Here is a 26,489-nt window from a genome sequence, read left to right as displayed (position 1 = left end):
TGATCACCTGTGCGCCCGAACGGCTAATGGGCGGCCTTGAGCGGCAGCAGCGCGCTGATCCGGAAGCCGCCGCCTGGACGCGGCCCGGCGTCCAGCGTGCCGCCGACCATGCCGACACGCTCCCGCATACCGATCATCCCGTGGCCCGCGCCGTCGGCGCCGCCGTCCTCGTACAGCTCGTGCGCGGCGCCCCGCCCGTCGTCCTCGACGAGCAGCCCGAGCCCGTCGTCGAAGTAGACCAGACGCACGCTGGCCCCCGCGTCCGGGCCGCCGTGCTTGCGGGTGTTGGTCAGGGCCTCCTGCACGATGCGGTACGCGGTCAGCTCGACCCCGCTGGGCAGCGGGCGCGGGGTTCCCTCGATCTTGAAGTCGACGGCCAGACCGGTCTGCCTGACCTGTTCGATCAGGTCCTCGATCTGGCCCACATCGGGCTGCGGGACGTACTCCCCGCTCTCCTGCGCGTCGCCCGTGCGCAGCACCCCGAGCAGCCGCCGCATCTCGGCGAGCGCCTGCCGGCCGGTGCTGGAGATGGTCTCCAGGGCCTGCTTGGCCTGGTCGGGCGCCGCGTCCATGACGTACGCCGCGCCATCGGCCTGCACCACCATCACCGACACGTTGTGCGCGACGACGTCGTGCAGCTCACGGGCGATACGGGCGCGCTCGGCCGCCACCGCGACCTTCGACTGCGCCTCGCGCTCCCGCTCCAGCCGGGCGGCCCGTTCCTCCAGCTGGCTGAAGTAGGCCCGCCGGGTCCGCATCGAGTCGCCGAGCACCCAGGCCAGTACGAACGGCACCGTGAGCACGACGACGATGAAGATCTCCTCGGCCCAGCCGGACCGCGGTGCCTCCGCCGGCCAGCGCAGCTTGGACAGACTTGCCGCGCACAGGCTGCAGATCAGCGCGAGCCGGGACGCCCAGCGCTCCCCGACGGTGGCCACGGTGAAGACGATCACCAGCATGGCGAAGTTCATGACGCCGGGGCCCACCCCGGTGACCAGCTGCGCCACCCCCATCGCGATGGTGAGCAGCAGCATCTTCTCCGGCGCGCGCCGCCGCAGGGCGACGACGAGACAGAAGCCGAGGATGATCAGAGCGGCAGCGAGCCGCCGCAGGCCGCTCTCCGGGACATCCGCCATGGACACGCCGGAGAGCCCGAGGAGTACGACGGCCCAGAAGCTGTCGACGCCCGTCGGGTGTCTGCGGAGGAAGTCGTAGAGACGCTGCACGTGACCCAGCGTAGGGACAGGCGAGGGGCGGTCGGGTCAGCCGAAGGGCCGATCCGGCCTCGGGGGCCGTACTCCCCAAGGTGGAGACTTGGGGATGTGGCGGATGAGTGGCGTGGGTGGCGGGAGGCGGCGGAGACCGCTTTGTACGGGGACGGGGGGTTCTACCGGAGCCCCGAGGGACCGGCGGGCCACTTCCGTACCTCCGTGCACGCCTCCCCGCTCTTCGCCGCCGCCGTCGCCCGGCTGCTGGTCGGGACGGCACGGGAGCTGGGGACCGGTTCGGTCGACCTGGTGGATCTGGGGGCCGGCCGGGGCGAGCTGCTGACGGGGGTGCTGGCGGCGCTGCCGGCCGCGGGCGCCGACGGTCTCGACGTACGGGCGTACGCCGTGGAGCTGGCCGACCGGCCGCCCGGCCTGGATCCCCGGATCGAGTGGTGCGCCGAACCGCCGCCGCGCACGCACGGGCTGCTGTTCGCCAACGAGTGGCTGGACAACGTCCCGGCCGAGGTCGCCGAGACCGACGCGGACGGCGTGGACCGGTACGTCCTGGTCCGGACGGCGGACGGTGCGGAACGGCTCGGCGAGCCGGTGACCGGGGCGGACGCCGCATGGCTGCGCCGCTGGTGGCCGTCGGCCGGGCCGGGCGGCCGCGCGGAGATCGGGCGCCCCCGCGACGAGGCCTGGGCACGGGCGGTGGCCACGCTGGCCGGGGGGCTCGCCGTGGCGGTGGACTACGCCCATGTGCGGGGGGCCCGGCCGCCCTTCGGCACCCTGACCGGTTTCCGGGCCGGACGCGAGGTCCGGCCGGTCCCGGACGGCAGCTGCGACCTCACCGCGCACGTGGCGCTGGACGCGTGCGCGGCGGCCGGGGCGACGGCGGGCGCGCCGCCGCCCGAACTGCTGAGCCAGCGCGAGGCGCTGGGCCGCCTCGGCGTCAGCGGCGGACGCCCGCCGCTGGCCCTGGCGTCCACCGACCCGGCGGGCTACGTACGGGCGCTCGCCTCGGCGGGCGAGGCGGCGGAACTGACGGCCCGGGGCGGCCTCGGCGATTTCGGCTGGCTGACGCAGCGCAGGGGCTGAGGCCGACTGGCACAGCACAAGGGCTCAGAACCAGCGCCCTGGGCTCCGGTCCCCGGCGCGTTCACGCGATACTGGCCGCATGACGGAGACGACGGTCGGTATCGGCGGCGCGGCGGAGAGCACCGACATGGTGCTCAACATCGGCCCCCAGCACCCCTCCACCCACGGTGTGCTCCGACTGCGCATCGTGCTGGACGGCGAGCGCGTCCAGCACGCCGAACCGGTCATCGGCTACATGCACCGCGGCGCGGAGAAGCTGTTCGAGGCCCGTGACTACCGGCAGATCGTGATGCTCGCCAACCGCCACGACTGGCTGTCGGCGTTCTCCAACGAGCTGGGCGTCGTGATGGCCGTGGAGCGCATGCTCGGCATGGAGGTCCCGGAGCGCGCGGTCTGGACCCGCACCCTGCTCGCCGAGCTGAACCGGGTCCTGAACCACCTGATGTTCCTCGGCTCGTACCCGCTCGAACTCGGCGGGATCACCCCGGTCTTCCACGCCTTCCGCGAGCGCGAGGAGCTCCAGGCCGTGATGGAGGAGGTCTCCGGCGGCCGGATGCACTACATGTTCAACCGGGTCGGCGGCCTCAAGGAGGACCTTCCCGCCGGCTGGCTGGGCCGGGTCCGGGACGCCATCGCCTCGGTCCGCTCCCGGATGGACGTCTACGACGACCTGGTGCTCGGCAACGAGATCTTCCGGGGCCGCACCCGCGGGGTGGGCGTGCTCTCCGCCGGGGCCGTGCACGCGTACGGGGTGTCCGGGCCGATCGCCCGCGCCTCGGGCGTCGACTTCGACCTGCGGCGCGACGAGCCGTACCTCGCGTACGGGGAGCTCCAGGACACCCTGAAGGTGGTCACCCGCACCGAGGGGGACTGCCTGGCCCGCTTCGAGTGCCTGCTGGAACAGACGCACAACGCGCTGGACCTCGCGGACGCCTGCCTGGACCGTACGGCCGCCCTGGCACCCGGTCCGATCAACCAGCGGCTGCCCAAGGTACTGAAGGCCCCCGAGGGCCACACCTACGCCTGGACCGAGAACCCGCTCGGCATCAACGGCTACTACCTGGTGTCCAAGGGCGAGAAGACCCCGTACCGGCTCAAGCTCCGCTCCGCCTCGTACAACAACATCCAGGCGCTCACCGAACTGCTGCCGGGCACGCTGGTGGCGGACATGGTGGCGATCCTGGGCTCGCTCTTCTTCGTCGTCGGCGACATCGACAAGTAGCGGCCCCACGTCGGCAACCGCACCCGCACCCGCATACGAGGACCGGCGCCGGCGCCGACGCGCACCGCGTCGGCGGGTGCGGGCCGCGGCGCCCGCGATCGACGGCTGCGGGCCGTCCCCGGGGCGGGACGGCCCGCCCCGGGCGGGTGGCTACGAGATCGCGCTGCGCAGCTCCACCACGTCCAGCTGCTCGGTCTCGTCGTGCGCGGTCAGGTCGATGACCGCGCCGACGGCCCGGTTCCCGGCCGTGCCCGTACGGTGTGCGGCCAGCGCCTCCTCGCCCACCACATCGGCGAGGTCCTCGTCCTGCACGGACTCGATCGCGGCGCGCGCCTTCTGCGTACCGAAGAAGTCGAAGCTGCCCTGCGGCACCAGATGGCGGCGGGACGCCGCGTACGGGGCGACGGCGGTGGCGGCCGGTGCGGTGCGTGCCGGGGGAAGCGCGGCGGACTGCCGGGTCGGCGGCAGGGCGGCCGGCGGGCGCAGATGGTGCGCGCCGGTCCGGTCCTCGTCGGCGGCGTGCCTGCCCTGGCGCTCCTCCGCCTCCCGGGACCGCTCCGCGAGATCGCGCTTCCTGGCCTGCTCGGCGGTGCGGCGCGCCTCCTGGAGCGCCCCGTTGCGCGCGAGGTCCTCCAGCGCCTGGGCGGCCCGCAGATAGGCGGCCGGCGTCGGCGTGCTGCGCGCGGCGGGCAGCTCCCGGGGTGCGGCGGCTTCGAGCGCGAGCTGTCTGCGGCCCTCCAGCGCGCTGGCCCGTCCGGTCTCGGCGGTGGCGTACCGGCGCAGCAGCGCGGCGTGCTCCCCGCGGAGGTTGGCGAGCTCCACGCGCTTGCGGCGCAGCTTCGTCTCCAGCCGGGTGCGCAGCTCCCGCGACTCCTCCAGGTCGGCCTCCAGCTCGGCGAGGCGTTCCTCGGCCCGCCACTCGTCACCGGCGCGGGCCCGGGTCAGCTCCGCGACCCGGCGGCCGGCCTCCCGGTCCCAGCTGCGCATCAGATACGCGCCGGTCACGGCGGCGACCGCCGATGCGGTCACCAGACCGCGCAGGACCAGGGGCTCGGCGAGCAGCCAGGCGCCCGAGGCGCAGAGAACCGAGACTCCGACGACTGCCGACGACGGAAGGATTCTGTGCAGAGGTGGCGAATGGCGATGACGTCCACGTGGCATGGCCTGAAATTTACCGTGTGTGCGGGGCCCTTGGGGGGCCGCCCGCCAATCTGTTCCCTCCCGGTTACCTGACGGCCCCTTTTCCCCCCGATTCCTACTTCTCGACGAGGCCCTTCGTCCGGAGATAGTCCTTGGCCACATCGGCGGGCTTTGCGCGCTCGGCGTCGACCTTGCGGTTCAGTTCCGCGAGATCCTCGGTGGTGAGCGCCTCGGTGAGCTTGCCGAGTGCGTCGGCAATGTCCTGGGAACCGGCGTCCTTGGCATTGAGGACCGGCAGTACGTTGTCGGCGTTCTGGAGCTTCTTGTCGTCCTCCAGGAACACCAGGCCGTAGCTGTCCAGGACCGCGTCGGTGGTGGTCGTGAGGACCAGTTGGTCCTTCCCGTCCTTGACCGCCTGCTTGGACTGCGGCGTGCCGACTCCCTTGGGGTCGATTCCGGTGACGTCGATGCCGTACGTCTTCTTCAGACCGGGTGCGCAGAACGGCCGCACCTCGCACTCGTCTCCCGCCGCGATCTTCACTCCGACCTTCGACCTGCCGAGGTCCGAAAGGGTCTTGAGCTTGTTCTTCGCGGCGAATTCCTTGGTCACCGCGAAGGCGTTCTGGTCGACGGCCCGGCCGACCGGGAGGATCTTCAGTCCGCGCGGGGCGGCGAGCTTCTCCAGCGCGGCGACCGTGGCCGCCGCGTCCCCGGAGGCGACCGGCGCCTTCGCGGCCTTCTTCGCTCCGTTGACCTTGGCATTGAGGAATTCGGCGATCGTCGCGGCATATTCGGGGACGACGTCGATCTCGCCCTTCTCCAGGGACGGCTCGTACAGCTCCCGGTTCGCCACCGTGGTGACGGAGGTGCGGTATCCGGCGCCGGCCAGGGTCTGGGCGTACAGCTCCGCGAGCACCTTGGACTCGGTGAAGGAGGCCGCGCCGACGACCAGCGAGCCCTTCTTCCCGGAGCCCGCGGCGCCGCCGGAGGACGCCGAGCCCTCCTTGTCCTTCTCCAGGCTGTCGCCGCCGCAGGCGGCGAGCGAGCCGCCCAGCGCGATCATGCCGATGACCGCGCCGGCTATGCGCGAGGTCTTGCTCATGGGTGTTCTCCGTCCACAGCAACAGGGTCTGTACGAGATGCGATCCGGGGATGGCGGACCGGATGGATCCGGGGTGGCGGACCGGTGGGTCCAGGGACGGCGGACCGGAATTCATGTGGGCCTCATGTCGCCGTCGCGCCGTCCGGTGCCGCGCGGCGGCGGCGCAGCGGCGACAGCAGCCGGTCCAGCCCCACCAGCACCGCCTCCACCAGCAGTGCGAGCACGGCGACCAGCACCGCTCCCGCGACCACCTGCGGGGTGTTGTACGTGTTGAACCCGGCGGTGATGATCCGGCCGAGGCCGCCCTGGCCGACCATCGCGGCGATCGTGGCGGTGGCGACCACCTGGACCGCGGCGGAGCGCAGCCCGGTCATGATCATCGGGTAGGCGAGCGGGAGCTCCACCCGGAGGAAGAGCTGCCGCCCGGACATCCCCATGCCCCGGGCCGCCTCCGTCACCGACCGGTCGACCTCCGTCATCCCGACGTAGGCGTTGGTCAGCAACGGCGGCACGGCGAACAGCACCAGCGCGATGACCGTCGGCACATATCCGGCGTTGCGCAGCGGCGAGACCATGAAGAGCGCCAGCACCGCGAAGACCGGGACCGCCCGCCCCACGTTGGAGAGGTTGACGGCCAGCGCGCCGCCCTTCCCGATGTGCCCGAGGAACAGCGCCACCGGCAGCGCGATCGCGCACGCGAGGGCCAGCGCCACGCCGCTGACGTACAGGTGCTCACCGAGCCGGTGGGCCGCCCCGCTCTCCCCCGACCAGTTGGCGCCGGTGGTGAGCCAGGTCCAGGCCTCGCCGAGAACTCCCATGGGTCAGACCGCCTTTGCCACGGTGTCCGCGTCCGCGTGCGCGGCGCGTATGCGGGTCCAGGGGGTCAGCAGCCGCTGCACGCCGAGCAGCAGCAGGTCCGCGACGACCGCGAGCAGGACGCACAGCACCGAGGCGGTGAGCACCTGGGCCTTGAAGAAGCTGGGCAGCGCGTCGCCTATGAGATTGCCGAGGCCGCCCCGGCCGATGATCGAACCGACCGTCGTCAGCGCGATCGTCGACACCGTGGCGATCCGCACACCGGCCATCAGCGCGGGCATGGCCAACGGCAGTTCGACCTCCCAGAGCAGCCGCACCGGCCCGTATCCCATGCCCCGCGCGGCTTCCTTCGCCTCCTGAGGGACGGCTTCGAGACCGGCCAGGATGTTCCGCACCAGGATGGTCAGCGAATACAGCACCAGGCCGGTGACCACCAGCGCGGCGGAGAGCCCGAACAACGGCAGCAGCAGCGAGAACATGGCGAGCGAGGGCACGGTGTAGAGGACCGTCGTCAGCCCGAGCACCGGTCCGGCGAAACGGCGGCCGCGGCGCGCGAGCAGCGCCAGCGGAAAAGCCACCAGGAGCCCGATCACCACCGAGACCGCGGTGATCCAGATGTGCTGGACCGTCGCATCGGTCAACTCCTGGCTGCGGGTGCGGAGGTACTCCCCGCAGATCCAGTCGTTCGTCACCAGGCAGTTCTGTCCCGCGGCCATCCGTCCCCCCACCTCCCGGTCACCGCTTCGTACGTATGTCTGGCGACCCTATCCTCGACCACTGACAATCGCCGGAGCCGTTGTATTTCAGCAACATGTCCTTCACAGAACACGCGCCACAATGGGGAACCATGATCCGTTTCGAGCACGTCACCAAGCGGTACGCGGACGGCACCACCGCCGTCGACGGCCTTTCCTTCGAGGTCGCCGAGGGTGAACTGGTCACGCTCGTCGGACCGTCGGGCTGTGGCAAGACGACGACCATGAAGATGGTGAACCGGCTGATCGAACCGACCGAGGGCCGGATATTCGTCGACGGGGACGACATATCCACCATCGACCCCGTCCGGCTGCGCCGCCGTATCGGTTATGTGATCCAGCAGGTGGGACTCTTCCCGCACCGCACGATCCTGGAGAACACCGCGACCGTCCCCCATCTCCTGGGCTGGAAACGGGGAAAGGGCCGGGAACGCGCGGCCGAACTCCTCGACCTCGTCGGACTCGACCCTTCCGTTTATGGCGACCGCTATCCGGAACAGCTCTCCGGCGGCCAGCGCCAACGCGTCGGCGTGGCAAGGGCACTGGCCGCGGACCCGCCGGTGCTGCTGATGGACGAGCCTTTCGGCGCGGTCGACCCGGTCGTACGGGAACGGCTGCAGAACGAATTCCTGAAACTTCAGGAACAGGTCCGTAAAACCGTCCTGTTCGTCACGCACGACATCGAGGAAGCGGTCCGGCTCGGCGACCGGATCGCCGTCTACGGACAGGGCTCCATCGAGCAGTTCGACTCCCCGGCCACCGTGCTCGGCGCACCCGCCACGCCCTATGTCGCGGACTTCGTCGGCGCCGACCGCGGCCTCAAGCGGCTCTCCGTGACCCCCATCGAGGAGGGCGACCTCGACCAGCCGCCGGTCGTCCACCTCGACGACTCCCTGGCGCGCGCGACCGAACGGCTGCGGGCCGAAGGGGCGCGCTGGGCCGTCGTGCTGGACGGCCAGGACAATCTGCACGGCTGGATCCCGGCCGACGGGGCCGGGGGCTCCGGTACCGGCGACACGGTGCGCGCGCACGCCCGCCGGATGGAGGCGTGGCTGCCCGTCGGCGCCCCGCTCAAGCAGGCCTTCGCCACCATGCTCCAGCACGACGCGGGCTGGATCGCCGTCATCGACGAGGAGAGCGCCGGCCGGTTCCTCGGCGTGCTCACCCCGGCCCGGCTGCACGAGGCGCTGCGCCGCTCGATCGACGCGGACGCCCAGGCCGTCCCGCGCGCCGAGGTGGCGGTCGAGACCGTGGAGAGCGTCGCGCGGTGAGCCGGCCGGCCCGCGCACGGTACGGCGGCGGGACGGGAGCAGCCCGCACACGGCAGCGCCGAGCCGACAACCCGCGCACAGTACGGCGGCAGGACGACAACGGCCCGCACGCGGTGCGACGCCGAGCCGACAACCCGCGCACGCTACGGCGGCGGAACGAGAACGGCCCGCGCACGGTACGGCGGCGAGCCCCTCACGCACCGCCGCCCGACCGTCCCGGTCAGTTCTCGCTGAGCCGGCTGCTCAGCCAGTCCAGTGCCGAGGGGATCTCCCGCCGCCAGGTGTTGAAGTTGTGCCCGCCGCTGTCGAGCACGATCGACGAGACCTGGGCGGGCGACTTCACCTTGGAGATGAACTGCCGCGTGGTGCGGTAGTTCCCCTCGCCGTGCCGGGAGGTCGTGACGAGGAAGGACGAGTCCGGCTGCTTGGGCATGTGGTCCAGGCTCCACATCAGGTCCGCGCGGTTCCGCGCGCTCTGGTCGCCCTGGAAGAGGTCCCCGGTCGTCGGGTCCTCGGCCGCCTTGTAGTACGCGGAGAGCCCGACGCTGGCCGCGAACCGGTCCGGGTGGTGCAGCCCGATCTTCAGTGCGCAGTACCCGCCGGTCGAGTTGCCGATGATGCCCCAGTTACGGGCCACCCTCCCGACCCGGTACGACTCGGAGATCGCCTGCGGCACGTCCTCGGCGAGATAGGTCTCGGTCTGCGGCCCGCCCTTGATGTCCACGCACTCGGTGTCCCTCGGCGGCGCGACCGTGGGCCGGAGCATCACCAGGATCATCGGCTGCGCCCGGCCCGCTTTCACTCGTTCGTGTGCCGTCCGGGGGTACTGGAGGCCCTTCAGGAGGTTCTCCGAGACGCCCGGGTAGCCGGTGAGCACGACGGCCGCGGGGAACTTGCGGCGGGCGAAGGCCGGCTGGAAGTACTCGGGCGGCAGGTACACGTACGCCGAGCTCTCGATCTTCGACCGGTGACCGGCGATGACGACCTTGTCGATCCGGCCGCCCATCTCGGGCAGCGCGCTGCCCGGCACATCGGGCCGCTGGATGCCGACCCGGACGATGTTCTTGGAGGCCAGCGCCCCGGCCGCGTTGTCCGTGACGACCCCGAGGTCCTGCTTCTGGCCGAACAGATCGGCCCACGATCCGTAGAAGAGGAAGGAGTTGTTCGCCACCAGGGCCACCGTGACGAAGACCGTCACCTGGGTCGCCAGCAGCAGGCCGACCCTGCCGAACACCGCGGGAACGCTGCGCCGGGCCAGCCGGGGCCAGAGCCAGATGGTGACCGCGAAGAACACCACGGCCATCGCGATGGCCAGAACCAGAAATGTTTTGCTGGTAAGACCCATGGAGGTGAGCTTTCTTGTCTGGAAATTTCCGTACGGCGGGTGAACCCACGGCCCGGAAGCCTCGTCCTACAGGTCGCACATCGTCCGGAGGGCTACGACCGAAGGACTCAAGAATCTCTCGCGGAACCACGGGAAGCGATGTCTGTCACGCTAGATGGGGATAAATCGGGATCGGTTCCGAGTCCCGTACGCAAGTTCGTACGTGGCCCGCGCCCCGAGTCCGTACCGACGCTGGTCGGTACCGCCTGCACCGCCGTCGGCCTGATCGATGTCGCCGCGGGCGTCTTTCCACGTTTCCGGCACAGCCGGATGCACACGCTCGCCGAGGTACTGCCCGGCGCCCTGGGGCCGTTCGCCGCCGCGCTCTCGCTGAGCGCGGGCGTCCTGCTGCTGCTGCTCGCGCACGGCCTCAAGCGGCGCAAGCGGCGGGCCTGGCGGGCCGCCGTCGTGCTGCTGCCCGCCGGGGCGCTGGCGCAGTTCATCTACCGGCACTCGGTCATCGGCACGCTCGTCTCGCTGGCGCTCTGCCTGCTGCTGGTCCGCAACCGCGGCGAGTTCGCCGCCCTCCCCGACCCCCGGAGCCGCTGGCGGGCCCTGGCCAACTTCGTCCTCCTCGGAGCGGGTTCGCTGGGCCTCGGGCTGATCGTCGTCAGCGCCCACCCCGGCCGGGTCGTGGGCAGCCCCAGCGTCGCCGACCGGCTCCAGCACGTGCTGTACGGGATGCTCGGCTTCGAGGGCCCCGTCAAGTACGCCGGTGACACCTCCTGGACCGTGGGGTACTCCCTCGGGGCCCTCGGCCTGCTGACCGCCGTCACCACCATCTACCTCGCCTTCCGCCCCGAACACCCGGCCGCCCGGCTCACCGAGGACGACGAGGCCCGGCTGCGCGCCCTGCTGGAGAAGCACGGCGGCCGCGACTCGCTCGGCCACTTCGCGCTCCGCCGCGACAAGGCCGTCGTCTTCTCCCCCAGCGGCAAGGCCGCCGTCTGCTACCGGGTGGTGTCCGGGGTGATGCTCGCCAGCGGCGACCCGATCGGCGACGTGGAGGCCTGGCCCGGCGCCATCGAGCGGTTCATGGACGAGGCCAGGGCCCACTCCTGGACCCCGGCCGTGATGGGGTGCAGCGAGACCGGCGGCGAGGTCTGGACCCGCGAGACCGGACTCGACGCCCTGGAACTCGGCGACGAGGCGGTGGTGGACGTCGCGGATTTCTCGCTCGCCGGGCGCGCGATGCGCAACGTACGCCAGATGGTGAAGCGCATTGAACGCCTCGGCTACGAGACCCGGGTCCGTCGCGTGAGCGACATCGGCGAGGCCGAACTGGCCCGCATCCGCCGCGCCGCCGCCGACTGGCGCGGCACCGACACCGAGCGCGGCTTCTCCATGGCACTCGGCCGGATCGGCGACCCGGCCGACGGCGACTGCGTCGTCGCCACCGCCCACAAGGCCGACGAGGACACCGACGAATCCCCCTACGGCGACCTGAAGGCCGTGCTCCACTTCGTCCCGTGGGGCCGTGACGGCATGTCCCTCGACCTGATGCGCCGCGACCGCTCCGCCGACCCCGGCATGAACGAACTGCTGATCGTCGCCGCCCTCCAGGCCTCCACCCGGCTGAAAGTCGGGCGCGTCTCGCTGAATTTCGCGATGTTCCGCTCGGCGCTCGCCCGGGGCGAGAAGCTGGGCGCCGGACCGGTGCTGCGGATCTGGCGCGGACTGCTGATCTTTCTCTCGCGCTGGTTCCAGATCGAGTCGCTGTACAAGTTCAACGCCAAGTTCCGGCCACGCTGGGAGCCGCGCTTCGTCGTCTACCGCACCGCCCGCGACCTTCCCCGCATCTCCCTCGCCGCCATGCAGGCGGAGGGTTTCGTGAACCTCGCCCTCCCCCGCCCCTTCGCCCGCCGCTTCCCGGCCCGTCGGCGCCGCCCCTGCGCCCACACCCAGGAGCAGCACGCGCGCGCGGCGTAACACCGCTCCGTACGGGGCCTACGCTGGTCGCATGAGTACGTTGCGTGGACGAGGCACGGTCCAGGGCCTGCCGGAGTGGGACCGCTGCGCGGTCATGGGCGTCGTGAACGTGACCCCGGACTCCTTCTCCGACGGGGGCCGCTGGTTCGACACCACGGCCGCGATCAAGCACGGCCTCGACCTGGTCGCCCAGGGCGCCGACCTGATCGACGTCGGCGGCGAGTCGACCCGCCCCGGCGCCAGCCGGGTGGACGCGTCGGAGGAGCTGCGCCGCGTGGTCCCGGTCGTCCGGGGCCTGGCCTCCGAAGGGGTCACGGTCTCCGTGGACACCATGCGCGCCCGGGTCGCCGGGGAGGCCATCGCGTCCGGAGCCGCCCTGGTCAACGATGTGAGCGGCGGCCTCGCCGACCCGGACATGGTGCCGGTCGTCGCCGCGGCCGACGCCCCCTTCGTCGTGATGCACTGGCGCGGCTTCAGCGAGTCCATGAACAGCCGGGCGGTGTACGGGGACGTCGTCGCCGAGGTCGCCCGGGAGCTGCGGGACCGGATGGACGCCGTGGTGGCGGGCGGCGTCGCCCCGGAACGGATCGTCATCGACCCCGGCCTCGGCTTCGCCAAGGAGGCCGGCCACGACCTCTCCCTGGTCGCCCACCTCGACGAGCTGCGCGCCCTGGGCCGCCCGCTGCTGGTCGCCGCCTCCCGCAAGCGCTTCCTCGGCCATGTGCTGGCCGGTGACGGGGCGGCGCCGCCGCCCGCCCGGGAACGCGACGCCGCCACCGCGGCGATCTCCGCGCTCTCCGCCCAGGCGGGCGCCTGGGCCGTCCGGGTCCACGAGGTGCGGGCCACGGCCGATGCCGTCCGGGTGGCCCGCGCCGTCGAGGGAGCCGCGTGACCGGGCGCGACGAGCACGCGGAGGCCGCCGCCGACATCGCGGCCGTCGAGCAGGCCAACACCGCCTTCTACGAGGCGATGGAGCGCGGTGACTTCGAGGAGCTCTCCGGGCTCTGGCTGCCGGGCGAGGACCTCACCGTCTCCTGCGTCCACCCGGGCTGGCCGGTGCTGACCGGCCGCGGCGAGGTGCTGCGCAGCTACGCCCTGATCATGGCGAACACCGAGTACATCCAGTTCTTCCTGACCGACGTCGGGGTCTCCATGACCGGCGACACCGCCCTGGTGACCTGTACGGAGAACATCCTCAGCGGCGGCCCCGCGGAGGAGGGCAACGCCCTCGGACCGCTGGTCGGCCAACTCGTCGTGGCCACCAATGTGTTCCGGCGCACACCGGACGGCTGGAAGCTCTGGTCCCACCACGGCTCGCCCGTGCTGACCGAATCCGGCGACGAAGAGGACGAAGAGTCCCCTTCCTGAGCAGGTGGCCGAGCGGTCGTACCCCCGGAAGGGGGTTGGATCCGGGCAGCGCGGGTATACGCGGCTACCAGTCCGTGAGGCGGGGTCCGAGGCCCCCGCAGGCGAGCACTGTCGGTGCCCGCAGGTAGATTCGAATGAGGGCACCTCGCCGTCCGCACGCGGCCCCGTGTCCCTACGACCAACGACAGCAGGAGTGATTCGCGTGGATCGTGTCGCGCTGCGCGGCCTCAAGGCCCGTGGGCACCATGGCGTCTTCCCCCGGGAACGGGAAGAGGGCCAGACCTTCATCGTGGACCTGGTGCTGGGCCTGGACACCCGCCCCGCGGCGGCCGCCGACGACCTGACGAAGACCGTGCACTACGGCGTCGTCGCGGAGGAGGTCGTCGAGGTGGTGCAGGGAGACCCCGTCGATCTGATCGAGACGCTGGCGGAGCGCATCGCCCAGCAGTGCCTCAAGCACGAAGGAGTCGAGGAGGTGGAGGTCGTGGTGCACAAGCCGGACGCGCCGATCACCGTCCCCTTCGACGACGTGACCATCACCATCACCCGGAGCCGAGTATGACCGCGTTTTCCACCGATGGGCAGAGCGACCCGACCGTACAGCCGGTGCCCGCCTCCGTGGTCGAGCAGGTGGACGCGGCGGACATCACCCTCTCCAACCCCAAGCGCGCCGTGATCTCCCTGGGCTCCAACCTCGGCAACCGCCTGGAGACCCTCCAGGGCGCCATCGACGCCCTGGAGGACACCCCGGGCCTGCGGGTCAAGGCCGTCTCCCCGGTGTACGAGACGGAGCCCTGGGGCGTCGACCCCGGCTCCCAGCCCTCGTACTTCAACGCGGTGATCGTCGTGAAGACGACGCTCCCCCCGTCCTCCCTCCTGGAGCGCGGCCAGGCCGTCGAGGAGGCCTTCGACCGGGTCCGCGACGAGCGCTGGGGCCCGCGCACCATCGATGTCGACATCGTGGCGTACGCGGATGTCGTCTCCGACGACCCGGCGCTGACCCTCCCCCACCCCAGGGCCCATGAGCGGGCCTTCGTGCTGGCCCCGTGGCACGACATCGACCCGGCGGCCCAGCTGCCCGGCGCCGGGCCCGTCACGGAGCTGCTGGCCGGGGTCGGCCGTGACGGCGTGCTGCCCCGGGCCGATCTGGAACTCCGTCTGCCCGAGTAGTCGTTAGGCTCAGCGGAAACGGATCACCGGCGACGGCGACCGAGGACGACACGGATCACCGGCGACGGCGACCACGGACGGCACGGACCACTGGCGGCGAAGGGCGGACCACGCGGTGAAGCAACTCAGGCTCGGGGTACTGGTCGGCCTCTTCGCCGGGGCCGGGGTGCTCTCCTGGGGCGGCGCCCGCCTCTGGGACTCCCGGGGCAGCCTGCCGAGTGTCCCGCTCGCCGCGCCGATCGTGCTCGCCGTGATCGCCGTGATCCTGCTGGCGACGGCGCTCTCCATCCGTTCCCGGCTGCGCGCCCAGCGCGAGCGCCGGCCGGGAGCCAAGGGCGTCGAGCCCCTGATGGCCGCCCGCGCCGTCGTCTTCGGCCAGGCCAGTGCCCTGGTGGTCTCCCTGGTCGCCGGCATGTACGGCGGCACCGGCGTCTTCCTGCTGGGCTCCCTGGACATCCCGGCCCGCCGCGACCAAGCGATCTACGCGGGCTTCTCGGTCCTGGCGGGCATCGCGGTGGTCGCCGCCGCCCTCTGGCTGGAGCGCATCTGCAAGCTCCCGGAGGACGAGGACAAGGACAAGAGCTCGGCGGCCGCGTAGGTCCCGGGACCGCCCGCAGCATCCGGCCGGCCCGATGCGGACCGAAGGCCCCGGGACCTTTCGTCCGGGTCACCACATCTGCCCGGCCAGGTGCCCGTGGACCAGGAAGGTCGGATGCGGGTCGAGGTGACAGCCGTAGAAGTCGAGGTGATAGCCGTAGAAGGTGAACGGCTTGCTTCCGGCACGGCATTTCCGCACCGCGGTGACCTCGGCCCATGCCGACTCGACCGGTTGTACCGGGTGGCGCTCGGGCCGGAAGGTTCCGCGTGCCGCCCAGTCGTCGACGACGTGCGTACTTGGCCGCGAACGCCTCGTCCGGCGTGCGTCCAGGCCAGGACCGTGCCGGACACATCCCGCGCGTGGGGCCCAGCCGTCCGGCGTGCTCAGTGACTGACCGGGGGAGACGGTGAACGTCGCATGCACCACGTTCACGGTCTGCTTGCTCGGAAGCCCCTGCCCCACGGCATTCCTCCTGAACCAGATGATCAGTCACTGATCCAGGAGAGTGCGGACGGACACTGACAATTCCGCTACCGCGCCATTATCAGGCTCATCGCCTCGGCACGCGTGGAGGCGTCACGCAGCTGACCGCGCACCGCCGAGGTCGTCGTCTTCGCCCCGGGCTTCCGGATGCCCCGGACCGACATGCACATGTGTTCGGCCTCGATCACCACGATCGCGCCGCGCGCTTCGAGGATGCGCATGAGCGAGTCCGCGACCTGCGTGGTCAGCCGTTCCTGTACCTGCGGCCGACGGGCGTAGACGTCGACCAGCCGGGCAAGCTTGGACAAGCCAGTGATCTTGCCGCTCTCCGCCGGGATGTAGCCGACGTGCGCGACACCGTGGAACGGAAGGAGATGGTGCTCGCAGAGGCTGACGATCTCGATGTCCTTCACCAGGACCATCTCGTCGTGCCCCAGGTCGAACGTCGTGGTGAGCACGTCCTCGGGTTCCTGCCGCAGACCGGCCAGGATCTCCTTGTACGCCCGCGCCACCCGCCCCGGCGTCTCGCGCAGCCCCTCGCGGTCCGGGTCCTCGCCCACCGCGATGAGGAGTTCGCGTACGGCGGCCTCGGCCCTCTTCTCGTCGAACTCGCCGATCGAGCCCTGGCCGTCCAACGTCACCGGGTCGGTCATCTGTGCCTCGTTCCTCTGAGCAGTCGCCTGCGCATGCCTCCGCACGGGCGTACGAAAGAGCCGCGCCCCCACAGGCTAGAACCTGTGGGGGCACGGCTTCCATTCCGGGGCCGGTGGGACGCCCGTGAAAGGGGCCACACCGAGGAACGGGGTCAGCTCTCGGGCCGGTCCTCCGGGACGACCTCGGTGGCGGGCACGTTGTCCGTGGGGACGGTCGAGCCGTTCGCCGTGGTGGCGCCGTTGGTGAGGGCGAGCTCCTTGGGCGAGAGCACCGGCGGGCGCGTGGACGGGGTGCGCCGGGCGGAACCGGTCCACGCCGGACGGGCCGGGCGCTTCACGATCGGGGCGAAGATCTCGGCGATCTCCTCCTTGCCCAGCGTCTCCTTCTCCAGGAGCTGGAGAACGAGGTTGTCCAGCACGTCGCGGTTCTCGACGAGGATCTCCCACGCGTCGTTGTGGGCGGTCTCGATGAGCTTCTTGACCTCCTCGTCGACGAGGGCCGCGACCTCTTCCGAGTAGTCGCGCTGGTGGCCCATCTCCCGGCCCACGAAGGGCTCGGTGTTGTCGCCGCCGAACTTGATCGCGCCGAGCCGCTCCGTCATGCCGTACTGCGTGACCATCGCGCGGGCCGTTGCGGTGGCCTTCTCGATGTCGTTCGCGGCGCCGGTGGTCGGGTCGTGAAAGACCAGCTCCTCGGCCGCGCGCCCGCCCAGCATGTACGCCAGCTGGTCGAGCATCTCGTTGCGCGTCGTGGAGTACTTGTCCTCCTCCGGGAGCACCATCGTGTAACCGAGGGCGCGGCCGCGGGAGAGGATCGTGATCTTGTGGACCGGGTCCGCCTGGGGGGAAGCCGCCGCGACCAGGGCGTGTCCGCCCTCGTGGTACGCGGTGATCTTCTTCTCCTTCTCGGACATGATCCGGGTCCGCTTCTGCGGGCCCGCCACGACGCGGTCGATGGCCTCGTCGAGCATCTTGTTGTCGATCAGCTTCTGATCGGCGCGCGCCGTGAGGAGCGCCGCTTCGTTCAGCACGTTCGACAGGTCGGCACCGGTGAAGCCGGGCGTGCGGCGGGCGACGGCGCCGAGGTCGACGTCCTTCGCTACCGGCTTGCCCTTCTGGTGCACCTTGAGGATCTCCAGGCGGCCCTGCATGTCCGGCCGGTCGACCGCGATCTGCCGGTCGAAGCGGCCCGGACGCAGCAGCGCCGGGTCGAGGATGTCCGGCCGGTTCGTGGCGGCGATCAGGATGACGCCGCCCTTCACGTCGAAGCCGTCCATCTCGACGAGGAGCTGGTTCAGCGTCTGCTCGCGCTCGTCGTGCCCGCCGCCCATACCGGCACCGCGGTGCCGGCCGACGGCGTCGATCTCGTCGACGAAGACGATCGCCGGGGCGTTCGCCTTGGCCTGCTCGAAGAGGTCACGGACCCGGCTGGCACCGACACCGACGAACATCTCGACGAAGTCGGAACCCGAGATCGAGTAGAACGGGACGCCCGCCTCGCCGGCGACGGCGCGCGCGAGCAGGGTCTTGCCCGTACCGGGAGGCCCGTAGAGCAGGACGCCCTTGGGGATCTTGGCACCGACGGCCTGGAACTTCGCCGGCTCCTGGAGGAACTCCTTGATCTCCTGGAGCTCCTCGACGGCCTCGTCCGACCCCGCCACATCGGCGAACGTCGTCTTCGGGGTGTCCTTGGTGATCAGCTTGGCCTTGGACTTCCCGAACTGCATGACCCGGGAGCCGCCGCCCTGCATCTGATTCATCAGGAACAGGAAGACGACCACGATCAGGACGAAGGGCAGCAGCGAGAGGAGGATCGAGATGAACGGGGACTGCTTCGACGGCGAGACCGTGTAGCCGTCGCCGATCTTGCCGCTCTCGAACTTCTGCTGGAGCGTGTCCGCGAGCTGGACACCCTGGTCCCCGATGTAGCTCGCCTGGAACTTGGTGCCGGACTCGCCCGAGAGCTTCTGGCCCTTCTTCAACTCGATCTTGATGATCTGTTCGTCACCGGTGGTCAGCTTGGCCTGCGCCACCTGGTCCTTGCTGATCGCCTGGATCACCTTGCCGGTGTCCACCGATTTGTAGCCGCCCGACGAGCCGACGACTGTCATCAACACGACCACGGCGAGGACGGCCAGCACGATCCACATGACCGGCCCACGGAAGTATCGCTTCACGTCCATCCATACGGGGCGAAGCCGCCCCGTCCCTCCTGCCCGTAGGTAAATGCTGCTGTGAGAAAAGACTGTTCTTCGGACGGTACCCCAGCATTGTCACCCGCGACCGCCGGGGACGTCTGTCAAAACCCGCCTTCGAGGGCTCAACGGCGGGAATCCCGTGAAAGGTTCCCCGCCGCCGGCCCCGGTCGGTCGGGACACCCCGGAAGGCCGGGCGAAGGGCTCCGGGTGGAGGTCAGCCCCCGTAGACGTGCGGGGCGAGCGTGCCGACGAAGGGGAGGTTGCGGTACTTCTCGGCGTAGTCGAGGCCGTAGCCCACGACGAATTCGTTGGGGATGTCGAAACCGACCCACTTGCAGTCGAGCGCGACCTTGGCCGCGTCCGGCTTGCGGAGCAGGGTGCAGATCTCCAGGGAGGCGGGCTCGCGCGAGCCGAGGTTCGACATCAGCCACGACAGCGTCAGGCCCGAGTCGATGATGTCCTCGACGATCAGGACGTGCTTGCCCTTGATGTCGGTGTCCAGGTCCTTGAGGATCCGGACCACTCCGGAGGACTGGGTGCCCGCGCCGTACGACGAGACGGCCATCCAGTCCATGGTGACGGGGGTGGACAGCGCGCGCGCCAGGTCCGCCATCACCATCACTGCGCCCTTGAGGACGCCAACGATGAGCAGGTCCTTGCCCGCGTACTCCGCGTCGATCTTCGCGGCCAGCTCGACGAGCTTCGCGTCGATCTCTTCCTTGGTGAGGAGCACCGACTGAAGGTCGGTGCCCATGTCCTTCTCGTTCACCCGCGTCTCTTTCTCTGCCTGCCGGGTCCGGGGTGTCGCCCCGCACCTGCGCGGCCGCTCGCCTGCATGTCAGCCGCTTGTGCTTCAGCTCTGCCGAATGACCAGTCTGCCACCCTGCCGCATGGCTTCGACGCGGCCCGGCAGGTTGATGGCCCGCTGGCCGCGCCAGCCGGTGATCAGACGGTCGACTTCTTCGATGTGCCGGGCGAAGAGCGAACCGGCCGGGGAACCCGCCGCCATGGCGGCCCGGCGCAGGACCCGGCGGCGTACGGCGGGCGGCAGCGCGTACAGCTTGGCGCACTCCAGGCGGCCCGCGTCGTCCCGCACCGCGCTGTCGGCCTCGGCGGCCCAGGTGTCCAGCGCGTCGGCGTCGTCGCGGGAGAGCTGGGCGGTCCGGGCGAGGGCCTCGACGACCCCTTTGCCCAGCGCCTTCTCCAGGGCGGGCAGTCCCTCGTGGCGCAGCCGGGAGCGGGTGTAGGCGGGGTCGATGTTGTGCGGGTCGTCCCAGACGGGCAGGGACTGGACCAGGCAGGCCTTGCGGGCGGTCTGCCGGTCGAGCTGGAGGAAGGGGCGGCGGTAGCGGCCGGCCGGTCCGGACGCGGCGGCCATGCCGGAGAGCGAGCGGATGCCGGAGCCGCGGGCGAGGCCGAGCAGCACCGTCTCCGCCTGGTCGTCGCGGGTGTGCCCGAGCAGGACGGCGGCGGCGCCGTGTCGTTCGGCCGCCGCGTCCAGGGCGGCGTAGCGGGCGTCGCGGGCGGCGGCCTCGGGGCCGCCTTCGTGGCCGACCCGGACGGCGACGGCCTCGACCGGGTCCAGGCGCATGGCGGCGAGGCGGTCGGCGACCTCGGCGGCCCGGGTGTCGGAGCCGTCCTGGAGGCCGTGGTCGACGGTGATCCCACCGGCGCGGACGGCGAGTCTGGGGGCCTCGAAGGCGAGGGCGGAGGCGAGGGCCATGGAGTCGGCGCCGCCGGAGCAGGCCACCAGCACCAGCGGGGTGTCGGGACGCTCGGGAAGTGCGGCGCGCTGCCTGCCCGCACCGGCTTCGGCGAGTTCGGGGCGCGGGGTGCGCCGGGAGTGGTCGGCGCTTCGGTCGTGTTCGGTGAGTACGTCGTGGAGTACGCGGCGGACCGCCAGGCGTATCGCCGCGACCGCAGGATGGGGACCCATGTCCGGTGCCCTTCGTGGAGTTCGGTGAGGTGCCTCGAAGTGCCGGACGGGTAACGTGCCGTCACTCAGAGTGCGTCGATGGTGACAGAGGCAAGCCGTCCATCGAGCATTGCACGCCTTCCCATGCCCCAACGGTCCCTCGGATGGGTGATTACCGGCGCGTTCTCATCCTGTCGCCCGCCGTCGGGGCGGCCGCGGTCAGGACTCTGCCTTACGGTGCACCCTCGCGATCCAGTCCGCGGGCTTCTCGATCTCCGCCTTGGTGGGCAGGGTGTTCGGCGAGGTCCAGACCCGGTTGAAGCCGTCCATGCCGACCTCGTCGACCACGGCCCGGACGAATCGTTCGCCGTCGCGGTACTGGCGCAGCTTGGCGTCGAGCCCGAGGAGCTTGCGCAGCGCCTGGTCGAGGCGGCCCGCCCCGCGGGCCCTGCGCTGCTGGAACTTCTCCCGGATCTCGCCGACGGAGGAGACGACCTCGGGGCCGACGCCGTCCATCACGTAGTCGGCGTGGCCTTCGAGCAGGGACATCACGGCGGTGAGCCGGCCGAGGATCTCGCGCTGGGCGGGCGTCTGGACGAGCTCGACCAGGCTGCGGCCGCCCTCCTCGCCGTCCTCGCCCTCGGGGCGGCCTCCGGCCAGGGTCTGGGCGGCCTCGCGGAGCCGTTCCAGCAGGGTCATCGGGTCGACGTCGGTCTCGTCGAGGAATGACTGGATCTCGCCCTGGAGGTGGTCGCGGAGCCAGGGCACTCCGGTGAACTGGGTGCGGTGGGTCTCCTCGTGGAGCGCGACCCAGAGCCGGAAGTCGTGCGGGTCGACCTCCAGTTCGCGCTCGACGTGCACGATGTTCGGGGCGACGAGCAGGAGCCTGCCGCCGCCGTCGGCCGAGCCGGGGAGCTCGCGGGTGGCCGGGGCGAAGGTCTCGTACTGGCCGAGGACCCGGGAGGCGAGGAACGACAGCAGCATCCCCACCTCGACGCCGGTCACCTTGCCGCCGACCGCGCCGAGCACCGCGCCGCCGGGTCCGCCGGGGCGCCGGTCCTGCATCTTGCCGAGCAGCGGGCGGAGCAGTTCGCGGAAGCCCGCGACATTGGCCCTGATCCAGCCCGCCCGGTCCACGACCAGGACCGGGGTGTCCTCCGGTTCGGTCCCCTCCGGGATCATCCGGGTGAAGGAACGGACGTGCTCCTCCGCGGCCTTGGCGTGCCGGCGCAGCTCGGCGACGACCTCACGGGCCTCCTCGCGGCTGATCTCCGGCCCCGGCCGTACAAGTCGGGTCGCGGTCGCGACCGCGAGATTCCAGTCGACCATCTCGGCACCACCGATGCTCGTCATGCGTCAACCGTACGTGCTCGGGTCCGTCCGCGGTGTGGTGTTGACCGGCTCGGTGGCGGCGGGCGGCGGGGCCGGCCGCCGGGGGTCAGCGGACGGTGCCGAGGGTGGTGGCGGCGGTGTCGAGGGCGGACTGGGCCTCGGACGGGTCGGTCGTGCCGGACGCCAGGAAGGCGAAGGCGAGCAGTCGGCCCTTCCGGTCGACGACCGTGCCCGCGAGGGTGTTCACCCCGGTGAGGGTGCCGGTCTTGGCCCGGATCAGGCCGGTGCCCGCGGACTTCCCGCGGTAGCGGTCGCTGAGCGTGCCGCTGAATCCGGCCACGGGGAGGCCGGTGATGACGGGGCGCAGTTCGGGGTGGCCTGGATCGGCCGCACGGGCGAGGAGACCGGCCAGCAGTCCGGCGGTGACCTTGTCCTTGCGGTTCAGCCCGCTGCCGTCGGCGAAGTTCGCGCCGGTCAGCGGCAGGCGCAGGGCGCGGAGCCGGGCGGTGACGGCCCGTCGGCCGCCGTCGAAGTCGGCCGGTTCGCCCGCGGCGACGGCGGTCTGCCGGGCGAGCGCCTCGGCGATGTCGTTGTCGCTGTTGGTCAGGGCCCGTTCGACCAGGGCGGAGAGCGGGACCGAGCGGTGTTCGGCGATCTTCCGGGACCCGGCGGCCGGGCGGCCGGGCTTCGGGTCCTGCCCGGTGGCGATCCCGGCGTCGTCGAGGAACTTCGCGAAGGTGCGGGCGGTGTCTCCGGCCGGGTCGTCGCTGCGCGGGGCGGGTCCGCTGTCGGTGCCGTCGAGCCTGCCCTCGTCGGTCATCAGGGCGCTGACGGGGGCGATGTTCTCGTTGGGGCCGATCGGGTGGCGGGCCGGTCCGGAGTAGCGGGAGGTGTCGTACCCGAGGCGGACCTTGTCGACGCCGCCTTCCTTCAGCGCGCGGGCGGTGCCGGTGGCCAGCCCGCGCAGGGCGGCCTTGTCGAGGGTGGGGTCGCCGCCGCCGACCAGGACGATGCGGCGGAGGTCCGCGGACGCCCGGACGGTCGTGGGGATGCGGTGGTCGGGGCCGAGGGCGCTCAGGGCGGCGACCGCGGTGGCGATCTTGACGGTCGAGGCGGGCGTCATGGGCGCACCGGCGCCCTGGCCGTACAGCCGCTCGCCGGTTCCGGTGTCGATGACGACCGCGGCGGGCCGGGGGCCGAGGGCGGGGTCCTTCAGCAGCGGGCCGAGGGCGGCGCGCAGGGCGGCGGCCGCGCCGTCCGGGGCGCTGCGGGCGTCCGGGGCCGCGTTGTCGACGGCGGCGGAGAGCGCGGCGAGCACGGCCGGGGCGCTGGGCGCCGCATCCGGCCCGGCGGGTTCGTGATGTGCGCCACCTGTGCGGCTCCGGGCGGCGGCCCAGTCCGTCTCGGCCTTACGCTGACCCGAGTCCCAGGGGCCGGCGGCAAGGACGACGCCGGCCGCGAGCACCAGTCCGAGGCCGGCGGAGACGGCGGTGAACTGTCGGTCGTTCAGTCCCTTCAACCTGATCGTGCCGCCCCTGCGGGCGAACCCGATCAGCTTGTCCAGCGGGTTGACCGACGGTCTCTTCCCCGGCTCGTCCACCGTTGACCAGCCCCTTTCGCGAGCACACATCTGCGTGGGGGACACTTAATCACCAGTCGTATGTGTTGATCATGGAGGAGCCACCCGTGGAGTTCGACGTCGTTATCGAGATCCCGAAGGGTTCGCGGAACAAGTACGAGGTGGATCACGAGACCGGCCGGATCCGTCTGGACCGTCGACTCTTCACCTCGACCAGCTACCCGGCGGACTACGGCTTCGTCGAGAACACCCTCGGCGAGGACGGCGACCCGCTGGACGCGCTGGTCATCCTGGAGGAGCCGACCTTCCCGGGCTGCCTCATCAAGTGCCGCGCCATCGGCATGTTCCGGATGACCGACGAGGCCGGCGGCGACGACAAGCTGCTGTGCGTGCCCGCCTCCGACCCCCGGGTGGAGCACCTGCGCGACATCCACCACGTGTCGGAGTTCGACCGTCTGGAGATCCAGCACTTCTTCGAGGTCTACAAGGACCTGGAGCCCGGCAAGTCCGTCGAGGGCGCCGACTGGGTCGGCCGCGCCGAGGCCGAGGCCGAGATCGAGGCCTCCTACAAGCGCCTTGAGGCGCAGGGCGGCGCGCACTGACCCGAGGGTCGTGATCCGGTTCCGTTTGCACGGTTCCGGGCGCAGAACGGGCGGTACTCCTTCCAGGGAGTGCCGCCCGTTCGGCATGTTCGCCCGGCCCGCGGGCAGGCCTCCTCGCATCCGTGCCCATACTGGGCACGAGCGCGGCCGACGGCGCGCGGACGACAAGGAGCGAGGTCGAGTGGTGGCGGAACAGGGCGGTCCTGAGGACCAGAAGCCCCAGTCCGACGAGGCGCGCAGCGCCTTCGTCCCGCCGGCCGGGGTGGAACGGCACGCGGCCGCGCCCGAGGACGACCACCCGACGTCGGAATTCGCCATTCCGGCCGGTCTGTCGCATGAGTCCCAGGGGCCGGGAGCGGATTCCGCTTCGGGGCCGGGAACGGGCTCGGACACGATCGGTTCCGCCTTCGCGCCGCCGCGCACGTACAGCGCCCAGCACTCGCCGCCCGCCTTCACCCCGGCCCATGGCAGCCCGATGATCCGGCTGACCAAGGAGGCTCCCTGGCAGGACCGGATGCGCACGATGCTGCGGATGCCGGTCGCCGAGCGTCCGGCGCCCGAGCCGGTGCAGAAGCCGGACGAGACGGGGCCCGCGGTGCCGCGCGTGCTCGACCTGACGCTGCGTATCGGGGAGCTGCTGCTGGCCGGCGGCGAGGGTGCCGAGGACGTCGAGGCGGCCATGTTCGCCGTGACCCGCAGCTACGGCCTGGACCGCTGCGAGCCGACCGTCACCTTCACCCTGCTGTCGATCTCGCACCAGCCGTCGCTGGTCGACGATCCGGTGACGGCGAGCCGTACCGTACGCCGCCGTGCCACCGACTACACCCGACTGGCCGCCGTCTTCCGGCTGATCGACGACATCACCACCGAGGATGTCGAGGTCTCGCTGGAGGAGGCGTACCGGCGGCTGGCGGAGATCCGGCGCAACCGGCACCCGTACTCCGGCTGGGTGCTGACGCTGGCCGCGGGCGGTCTCGCGGGGGCGGCGTCGGTGCTGCTCGGCGGCGGGCCGCTGGTGTTCCTGGTGGCGGCGGCCGGCGCGATGCTCGGTGACCGGCTCGCCTGGCTGTGTGCCGGGCGGGGGCTGCCGGAGTTCTACCAGTTCGTGGCGGCGGCGATGCCGCCGGCCGCGATGGGCGTGGCGCTGACCCTGACCCACTGGTCGGACGTCCGGCCCTCCGCGGTCATCACCGGTGGGCTGTTCGCGCTGCTGCCGGGGCGGGCCCTGGTGGCGGGTGTGCAGGACGGGCTGACCGGTTTCTACATCACCGCGGCGGCACGGCTGCTGGAAGTCATGTACCTGTTCATCGGAATCGTCGTCGGGGTGCTGCTGGTGCTCTATCTGGGGCTCCAGCTGGGCGCCCAGCTGAACCCCGAGGCCAGGTTCGTCGCCCACGACCGGCCGGTGGTGCAGATCCTGGCGTCGATGGCGCTCTGTTTCGCCTTCGCGATCCTGCTCCAGCAGGACCGGTCGACGGTGCTGGCGGTGACCCTGAACGGCGGTGTCGCCTGGGTGATCTACGGTGCGATGGCCCGTACCGGCCATATCTCGCCGGTCGCGGCGACCGCGACGGCGGCCGGTCTGGTGGGGCTGTTCGGGCAGCTGTTCTCGCGCTACCGGTACACCTCGTCGCTGCCGTTCATCACGGCGGCGATCGGGCCGCTGCTGCCCGGTTCGGCCACGTACTTCGGTCTGCTGGCCGTGGCACAGGGCAGGGTGAACGCCGGGCTCGCCTCGCTGTCGACCGCGGTGGCCACGGCGCTGGCCATCGCGATCGGGGTGAATCTGGGGAGCGAGATCTCCCGGCTCTTCATGCGGGTGCCGGGAGCGGTCGGCGGGGCCAACCGCCGCGCGGCCAAGCGGACGCGCGGCTTCTGACCCCGCGGCGCGTCAGCGCTTGGCGTGCCGGCCGCGCTGGCCCGAGGCCGGGCCGGGGTTGGCGGCCGGGCCGGAGGTGCCCTCGCCGCCGGCGGCGGCCGCCTCCTTCTTCGACTTGGAGCGGGCCCGCAGGAACTCGATCCCGATCGGCACCACGGAGATGAGCACGATCAGGACGAGCATCGCCTCGATGTTCTCGTGGACGAAGTCGATCTTGCCGAGGGCCGAGCCGAGCAGGGTGACGCCGACGCCCCAGAGCACCCCGCCGATGATGTTGAAGACGATGAACGAGCGGTAGTTCATCCGGCTCACACCGGCGACGATCGGGGTGAACGTACGCACCACGGGCACGAAGCGGGCCAGGATCAGCGACTTCGGTCCGTACTTCTCGAAGAACTCGTGCGCCTTCTCGACGTTCTCCTGCTTGAAGAGGCGGGAGTCCGGGCGGTTGAAGAGCGAGGGGCCGACCTTGCGGCCGAAGAGATAGCCGACCTGGTCACCGATGATCGCGGCCAGCCCCACCAGGAGGCAGACCAGCCAGAGCGGGGTGTCCAGCTGGTTCGTGGTCACCAGGAGGCCCGTGGTGAACAGGAGCGAGTCGCCGGGGAGGAAGAAGCCGATCAGCAGTCCGGACTCGGCGAACACGATGAGGAGTACGCCGGGGAGTCCGAAGGTGTTGATCAGATAGTCCGGGTCCAGCCAGCTCGGGCCGAGCGCAAGCGTATTCAAGGGTCCGGGGCTCCTGGATCGATCGATGGCGGCTGCGTGGCCGCCCAAAGCTATCAAC

The 26,489-nt window shown here is 71.4% G+C and carries 25 protein-coding genes; 11 read left to right on the top strand and 14 right to left on the bottom strand.

The window, feature by feature from the left end; translation table 11 throughout:
* Positions 1-23: 23 nt before the first annotated feature.
* A complete protein-coding gene (locus ACFVFH_RS13100; protein ID WP_383766637.1) occupies positions 24-1,226 on the bottom strand; it encodes a sensor histidine kinase in 1,203 nt (400 codons plus the stop codon).
* Positions 1,227-1,322: 96 nt separating this feature from the next.
* Here ACFVFH_RS13100 and ACFVFH_RS13095 point away from each other — a divergent pair, with 96 nt between their 5' ends.
* Both ACFVFH_RS13095 and ACFVFH_RS13090 read left to right on the top strand, forming a co-directional pair.
* On the top strand, positions 1,323-2,306 hold the full coding sequence (locus tag ACFVFH_RS13095) for an SAM-dependent methyltransferase (protein ID WP_383766634.1): 984 nt from the start codon (positions 1,323-1,325) through the stop codon (positions 2,304-2,306).
* A 79-nt stretch (positions 2,307-2,385) separates the two neighbouring features.
* Positions 2,386-3,528 (top strand): NADH-quinone oxidoreductase subunit D, encoded by a 1,143-nt coding sequence (locus ACFVFH_RS13090; protein ID WP_383766631.1) that lies wholly within the window; start codon positions 2,386-2,388, stop codon positions 3,526-3,528.
* Positions 3,529-3,678: 150 nt separating this feature from the next.
* Here the strand turns inward: ACFVFH_RS13090 and ACFVFH_RS13085 are convergent, their stop codons facing one another.
* The 4 genes from ACFVFH_RS13085 to ACFVFH_RS13070 form a co-directional block, all read right to left on the bottom strand.
* Positions 3,679-4,689, bottom strand: a complete 1,011-nt coding sequence (locus ACFVFH_RS13085; RefSeq protein WP_383766628.1) for a hypothetical protein — start codon at positions 4,687-4,689, stop codon at positions 3,679-3,681.
* Between the two features lie 94 nt (positions 4,690-4,783).
* On the bottom strand, positions 4,784-5,770 hold the full coding sequence (locus ACFVFH_RS13080; RefSeq protein ID WP_383766625.1) for an ABC transporter substrate-binding protein: 987 nt from the start codon (positions 5,768-5,770) through the stop codon (positions 4,784-4,786).
* 122 nt (positions 5,771-5,892) lie between these two features.
* Complete coding sequence (locus ACFVFH_RS13075) at positions 5,893-6,588, bottom strand: ABC transporter permease (RefSeq protein WP_383766622.1); 696 nt, start codon at positions 6,586-6,588, stop codon at positions 5,893-5,895.
* 3 nt (positions 6,589-6,591) lie between these two features.
* The gene (locus tag ACFVFH_RS13070) at positions 6,592-7,302 is read right to left on the bottom strand and encodes an ABC transporter permease (RefSeq protein WP_383766619.1); all 711 of its coding nucleotides are present in this window, start codon (positions 7,300-7,302) and stop codon (positions 6,592-6,594) included.
* 131 nt (positions 7,303-7,433) lie between these two features.
* Here ACFVFH_RS13070 and ACFVFH_RS13065 point away from each other — a divergent pair, with 131 nt between their 5' ends.
* On the top strand, positions 7,434-8,612 hold the full coding sequence (locus ACFVFH_RS13065; protein WP_383766616.1) for an ABC transporter ATP-binding protein: 1,179 nt from the start codon (positions 7,434-7,436) through the stop codon (positions 8,610-8,612).
* Positions 8,613-8,832: 220 nt separating this feature from the next.
* Here the strand turns inward: ACFVFH_RS13065 and ACFVFH_RS13060 are convergent, their stop codons facing one another.
* Positions 8,833-9,957, bottom strand: coding sequence for an alpha/beta hydrolase (locus ACFVFH_RS13060; protein WP_383766613.1), 1,125 nt, complete (start codon positions 9,955-9,957; stop codon positions 8,833-8,835).
* 138 nt (positions 9,958-10,095) lie between these two features.
* Between ACFVFH_RS13060 and ACFVFH_RS13055 the strand changes: the two genes are divergently transcribed.
* From ACFVFH_RS13055 to ACFVFH_RS13030, 6 genes are all read left to right on the top strand, one after another.
* Entirely contained in the window at positions 10,096-11,925 is a 1,830-nt protein-coding gene (locus tag ACFVFH_RS13055; protein WP_383766610.1) for a phosphatidylglycerol lysyltransferase domain-containing protein, read from the top strand.
* A 94-nt stretch (positions 11,926-12,019) separates the two neighbouring features.
* On the top strand, positions 12,020-12,817 hold the full coding sequence (folP, locus tag ACFVFH_RS13050; protein WP_383766816.1) for a dihydropteroate synthase: 798 nt from the start codon (positions 12,020-12,022) through the stop codon (positions 12,815-12,817).
* Positions 12,814-13,293 carry a nuclear transport factor 2 family protein gene (locus ACFVFH_RS13045; protein WP_383766607.1) on the top strand — a complete coding sequence of 160 codons (480 nt, stop codon included), beginning with the start codon at positions 12,814-12,816 and terminating at the stop codon, positions 13,291-13,293. Before folP ends, ACFVFH_RS13045 begins: the two co-directional genes overlap by 4 nt.
* Positions 13,294-13,495: 202 nt before the next feature.
* Positions 13,496-13,855, top strand: coding sequence for a dihydroneopterin aldolase (gene folB, locus ACFVFH_RS13040; protein WP_383766604.1), 360 nt, complete (start codon positions 13,496-13,498; stop codon positions 13,853-13,855).
* Complete coding sequence (folK, locus tag ACFVFH_RS13035) at positions 13,852-14,463, top strand: 2-amino-4-hydroxy-6-hydroxymethyldihydropteridine diphosphokinase (RefSeq protein WP_383766602.1); 612 nt, start codon at positions 13,852-13,854, stop codon at positions 14,461-14,463. The genes folB and folK overlap by 4 nt, the downstream gene beginning before the upstream one ends.
* A 115-nt stretch (positions 14,464-14,578) precedes the next feature.
* Entirely contained in the window at positions 14,579-15,061 is a 483-nt protein-coding gene (locus tag ACFVFH_RS13030; protein WP_383766599.1) for a DUF3180 domain-containing protein, read from the top strand.
* 69 nt (positions 15,062-15,130) lie between these two features.
* Here ACFVFH_RS13030 and ACFVFH_RS13025 read toward each other — a convergent pair whose 3' ends face one another.
* The 7 genes from ACFVFH_RS13025 to dacB all read right to left on the bottom strand — a co-directional run bounded on the left by ACFVFH_RS13025 (position 15,131) and on the right by dacB (position 23,242).
* Positions 15,131-15,259: a hypothetical protein gene (locus ACFVFH_RS13025; RefSeq protein ID WP_383766596.1), complete on the bottom strand. Its 129-nt coding sequence runs from the start codon at positions 15,257-15,259 to the stop codon at positions 15,131-15,133.
* Positions 15,260-15,591: 332 nt separating this feature from the next.
* On the bottom strand, positions 15,592-16,197 hold the full coding sequence (gene folE, locus ACFVFH_RS13020) for a GTP cyclohydrolase I FolE (protein ID WP_383766594.1): 606 nt from the start codon (positions 16,195-16,197) through the stop codon (positions 15,592-15,594).
* A gap of 152 nt (positions 16,198-16,349) precedes the next feature.
* On the bottom strand, positions 16,350-18,380 hold the full coding sequence (gene ftsH / locus ACFVFH_RS13015) for an ATP-dependent zinc metalloprotease FtsH (RefSeq protein WP_383766591.1): 2,031 nt from the start codon (positions 18,378-18,380) through the stop codon (positions 16,350-16,352).
* 229 nt (positions 18,381-18,609) lie between these two features.
* Complete coding sequence (hpt, locus tag ACFVFH_RS13010) at positions 18,610-19,149, bottom strand: hypoxanthine phosphoribosyltransferase (protein WP_072487175.1); 540 nt, start codon at positions 19,147-19,149, stop codon at positions 18,610-18,612.
* Between the two features lie 99 nt (positions 19,150-19,248).
* Positions 19,249-20,331, bottom strand: a complete 1,083-nt coding sequence (gene tilS / locus ACFVFH_RS13005) for a tRNA lysidine(34) synthetase TilS (RefSeq protein WP_383766588.1) — start codon at positions 20,329-20,331, stop codon at positions 19,249-19,251.
* 198 nt (positions 20,332-20,529) lie between these two features.
* The gene (locus ACFVFH_RS13000; protein ID WP_383766585.1) at positions 20,530-21,663 is read right to left on the bottom strand and encodes a zinc-dependent metalloprotease; all 1,134 of its coding nucleotides are present in this window, start codon (positions 21,661-21,663) and stop codon (positions 20,530-20,532) included.
* Between the two features lie 85 nt (positions 21,664-21,748).
* Entirely contained in the window at positions 21,749-23,242 is a 1,494-nt protein-coding gene (gene dacB / locus ACFVFH_RS12995) for a D-alanyl-D-alanine carboxypeptidase/D-alanyl-D-alanine-endopeptidase (protein WP_383766582.1), read from the bottom strand.
* Positions 23,243-23,328: 86 nt separating this feature from the next.
* On the opposite strand from dacB, the gene ACFVFH_RS12990 reads away from it, so the two are divergent.
* On the top strand, positions 23,329-23,823 hold the full coding sequence (locus tag ACFVFH_RS12990) for an inorganic diphosphatase (RefSeq protein ID WP_031090989.1): 495 nt from the start codon (positions 23,329-23,331) through the stop codon (positions 23,821-23,823).
* Positions 23,824-24,004: 181 nt separating this feature from the next.
* Complete coding sequence (locus tag ACFVFH_RS12985) at positions 24,005-25,702, top strand: threonine/serine exporter ThrE family protein (protein WP_383766580.1); 1,698 nt, start codon at positions 24,005-24,007, stop codon at positions 25,700-25,702.
* 12 nt (positions 25,703-25,714) lie between these two features.
* On the opposite strand, the gene ACFVFH_RS12980 is transcribed toward ACFVFH_RS12985, so the two are convergent.
* Entirely contained in the window at positions 25,715-26,431 is a 717-nt protein-coding gene (locus ACFVFH_RS12980; RefSeq protein WP_383766577.1) for a DedA family protein, read from the bottom strand.
* Positions 26,432-26,489: the final 58 nt, after the last annotated feature.

Source organism: Streptomyces sp. NPDC057697, assembly GCF_042799335.1.
GTDB lineage: Bacteria > Actinomycetota > Actinomycetes > Streptomycetales > Streptomycetaceae > Streptomyces.
The sequence above is the reverse complement of the archived record's forward strand: the minus strand, read 5'-3'. Positions and strand labels throughout refer to the sequence as shown.

Bases quoted from the DNA above. Each gene is read 5' to 3' on its own strand.
- ACFVFH_RS13090 (WP_383766631.1), top strand. From the start codon at position 2,386: ATGACGGAGACGACGGTCGGTATCGGCGGCGCGGCGGAGAGCACCGAC.
- ACFVFH_RS13085 (WP_383766628.1), bottom strand. From the start codon at position 4,689: ATGCCACGTGGACGTCATCGCCATTCGCCACCTCTGCACAGAATCCTT.
- ACFVFH_RS13080 (WP_383766625.1), bottom strand. From the start codon at position 5,770: ATGAGCAAGACCTCGCGCATAGCCGGCGCGGTCATCGGCATGATCGCG.
- ACFVFH_RS13075 (WP_383766622.1), bottom strand. From the start codon at position 6,588: ATGGGAGTTCTCGGCGAGGCCTGGACCTGGCTCACCACCGGCGCCAAC.
- ACFVFH_RS13070 (WP_383766619.1), bottom strand. From the start codon at position 7,302: ATGGCCGCGGGACAGAACTGCCTGGTGACGAACGACTGGATCTGCGGG.
- ACFVFH_RS13065 (WP_383766616.1), top strand. From the start codon at position 7,434: ATGATCCGTTTCGAGCACGTCACCAAGCGGTACGCGGACGGCACCACC.
- ACFVFH_RS13060 (WP_383766613.1), bottom strand. From the start codon at position 9,957: ATGGGTCTTACCAGCAAAACATTTCTGGTTCTGGCCATCGCGATGGCC.
- ACFVFH_RS13055 (WP_383766610.1), top strand. From the start codon at position 10,096: ATGTCTGTCACGCTAGATGGGGATAAATCGGGATCGGTTCCGAGTCCC.
- folP (WP_383766816.1), top strand. From the start codon at position 12,020: ATGGGCGTCGTGAACGTGACCCCGGACTCCTTCTCCGACGGGGGCCGC.
- folK (WP_383766602.1), top strand. From the start codon at position 13,852: ATGACCGCGTTTTCCACCGATGGGCAGAGCGACCCGACCGTACAGCCG.
- folE (WP_383766594.1), bottom strand. From the start codon at position 16,197: ATGACCGACCCGGTGACGTTGGACGGCCAGGGCTCGATCGGCGAGTTC.
- ftsH (WP_383766591.1), bottom strand. From the start codon at position 18,380: ATGGACGTGAAGCGATACTTCCGTGGGCCGGTCATGTGGATCGTGCTG.
- hpt (WP_072487175.1), bottom strand. From the start codon at position 19,149: ATGGGCACCGACCTTCAGTCGGTGCTCCTCACCAAGGAAGAGATCGAC.
- tilS (WP_383766588.1), bottom strand. From the start codon at position 20,331: ATGGGTCCCCATCCTGCGGTCGCGGCGATACGCCTGGCGGTCCGCCGC.
- ACFVFH_RS13000 (WP_383766585.1), bottom strand. From the start codon at position 21,663: ATGACGAGCATCGGTGGTGCCGAGATGGTCGACTGGAATCTCGCGGTC.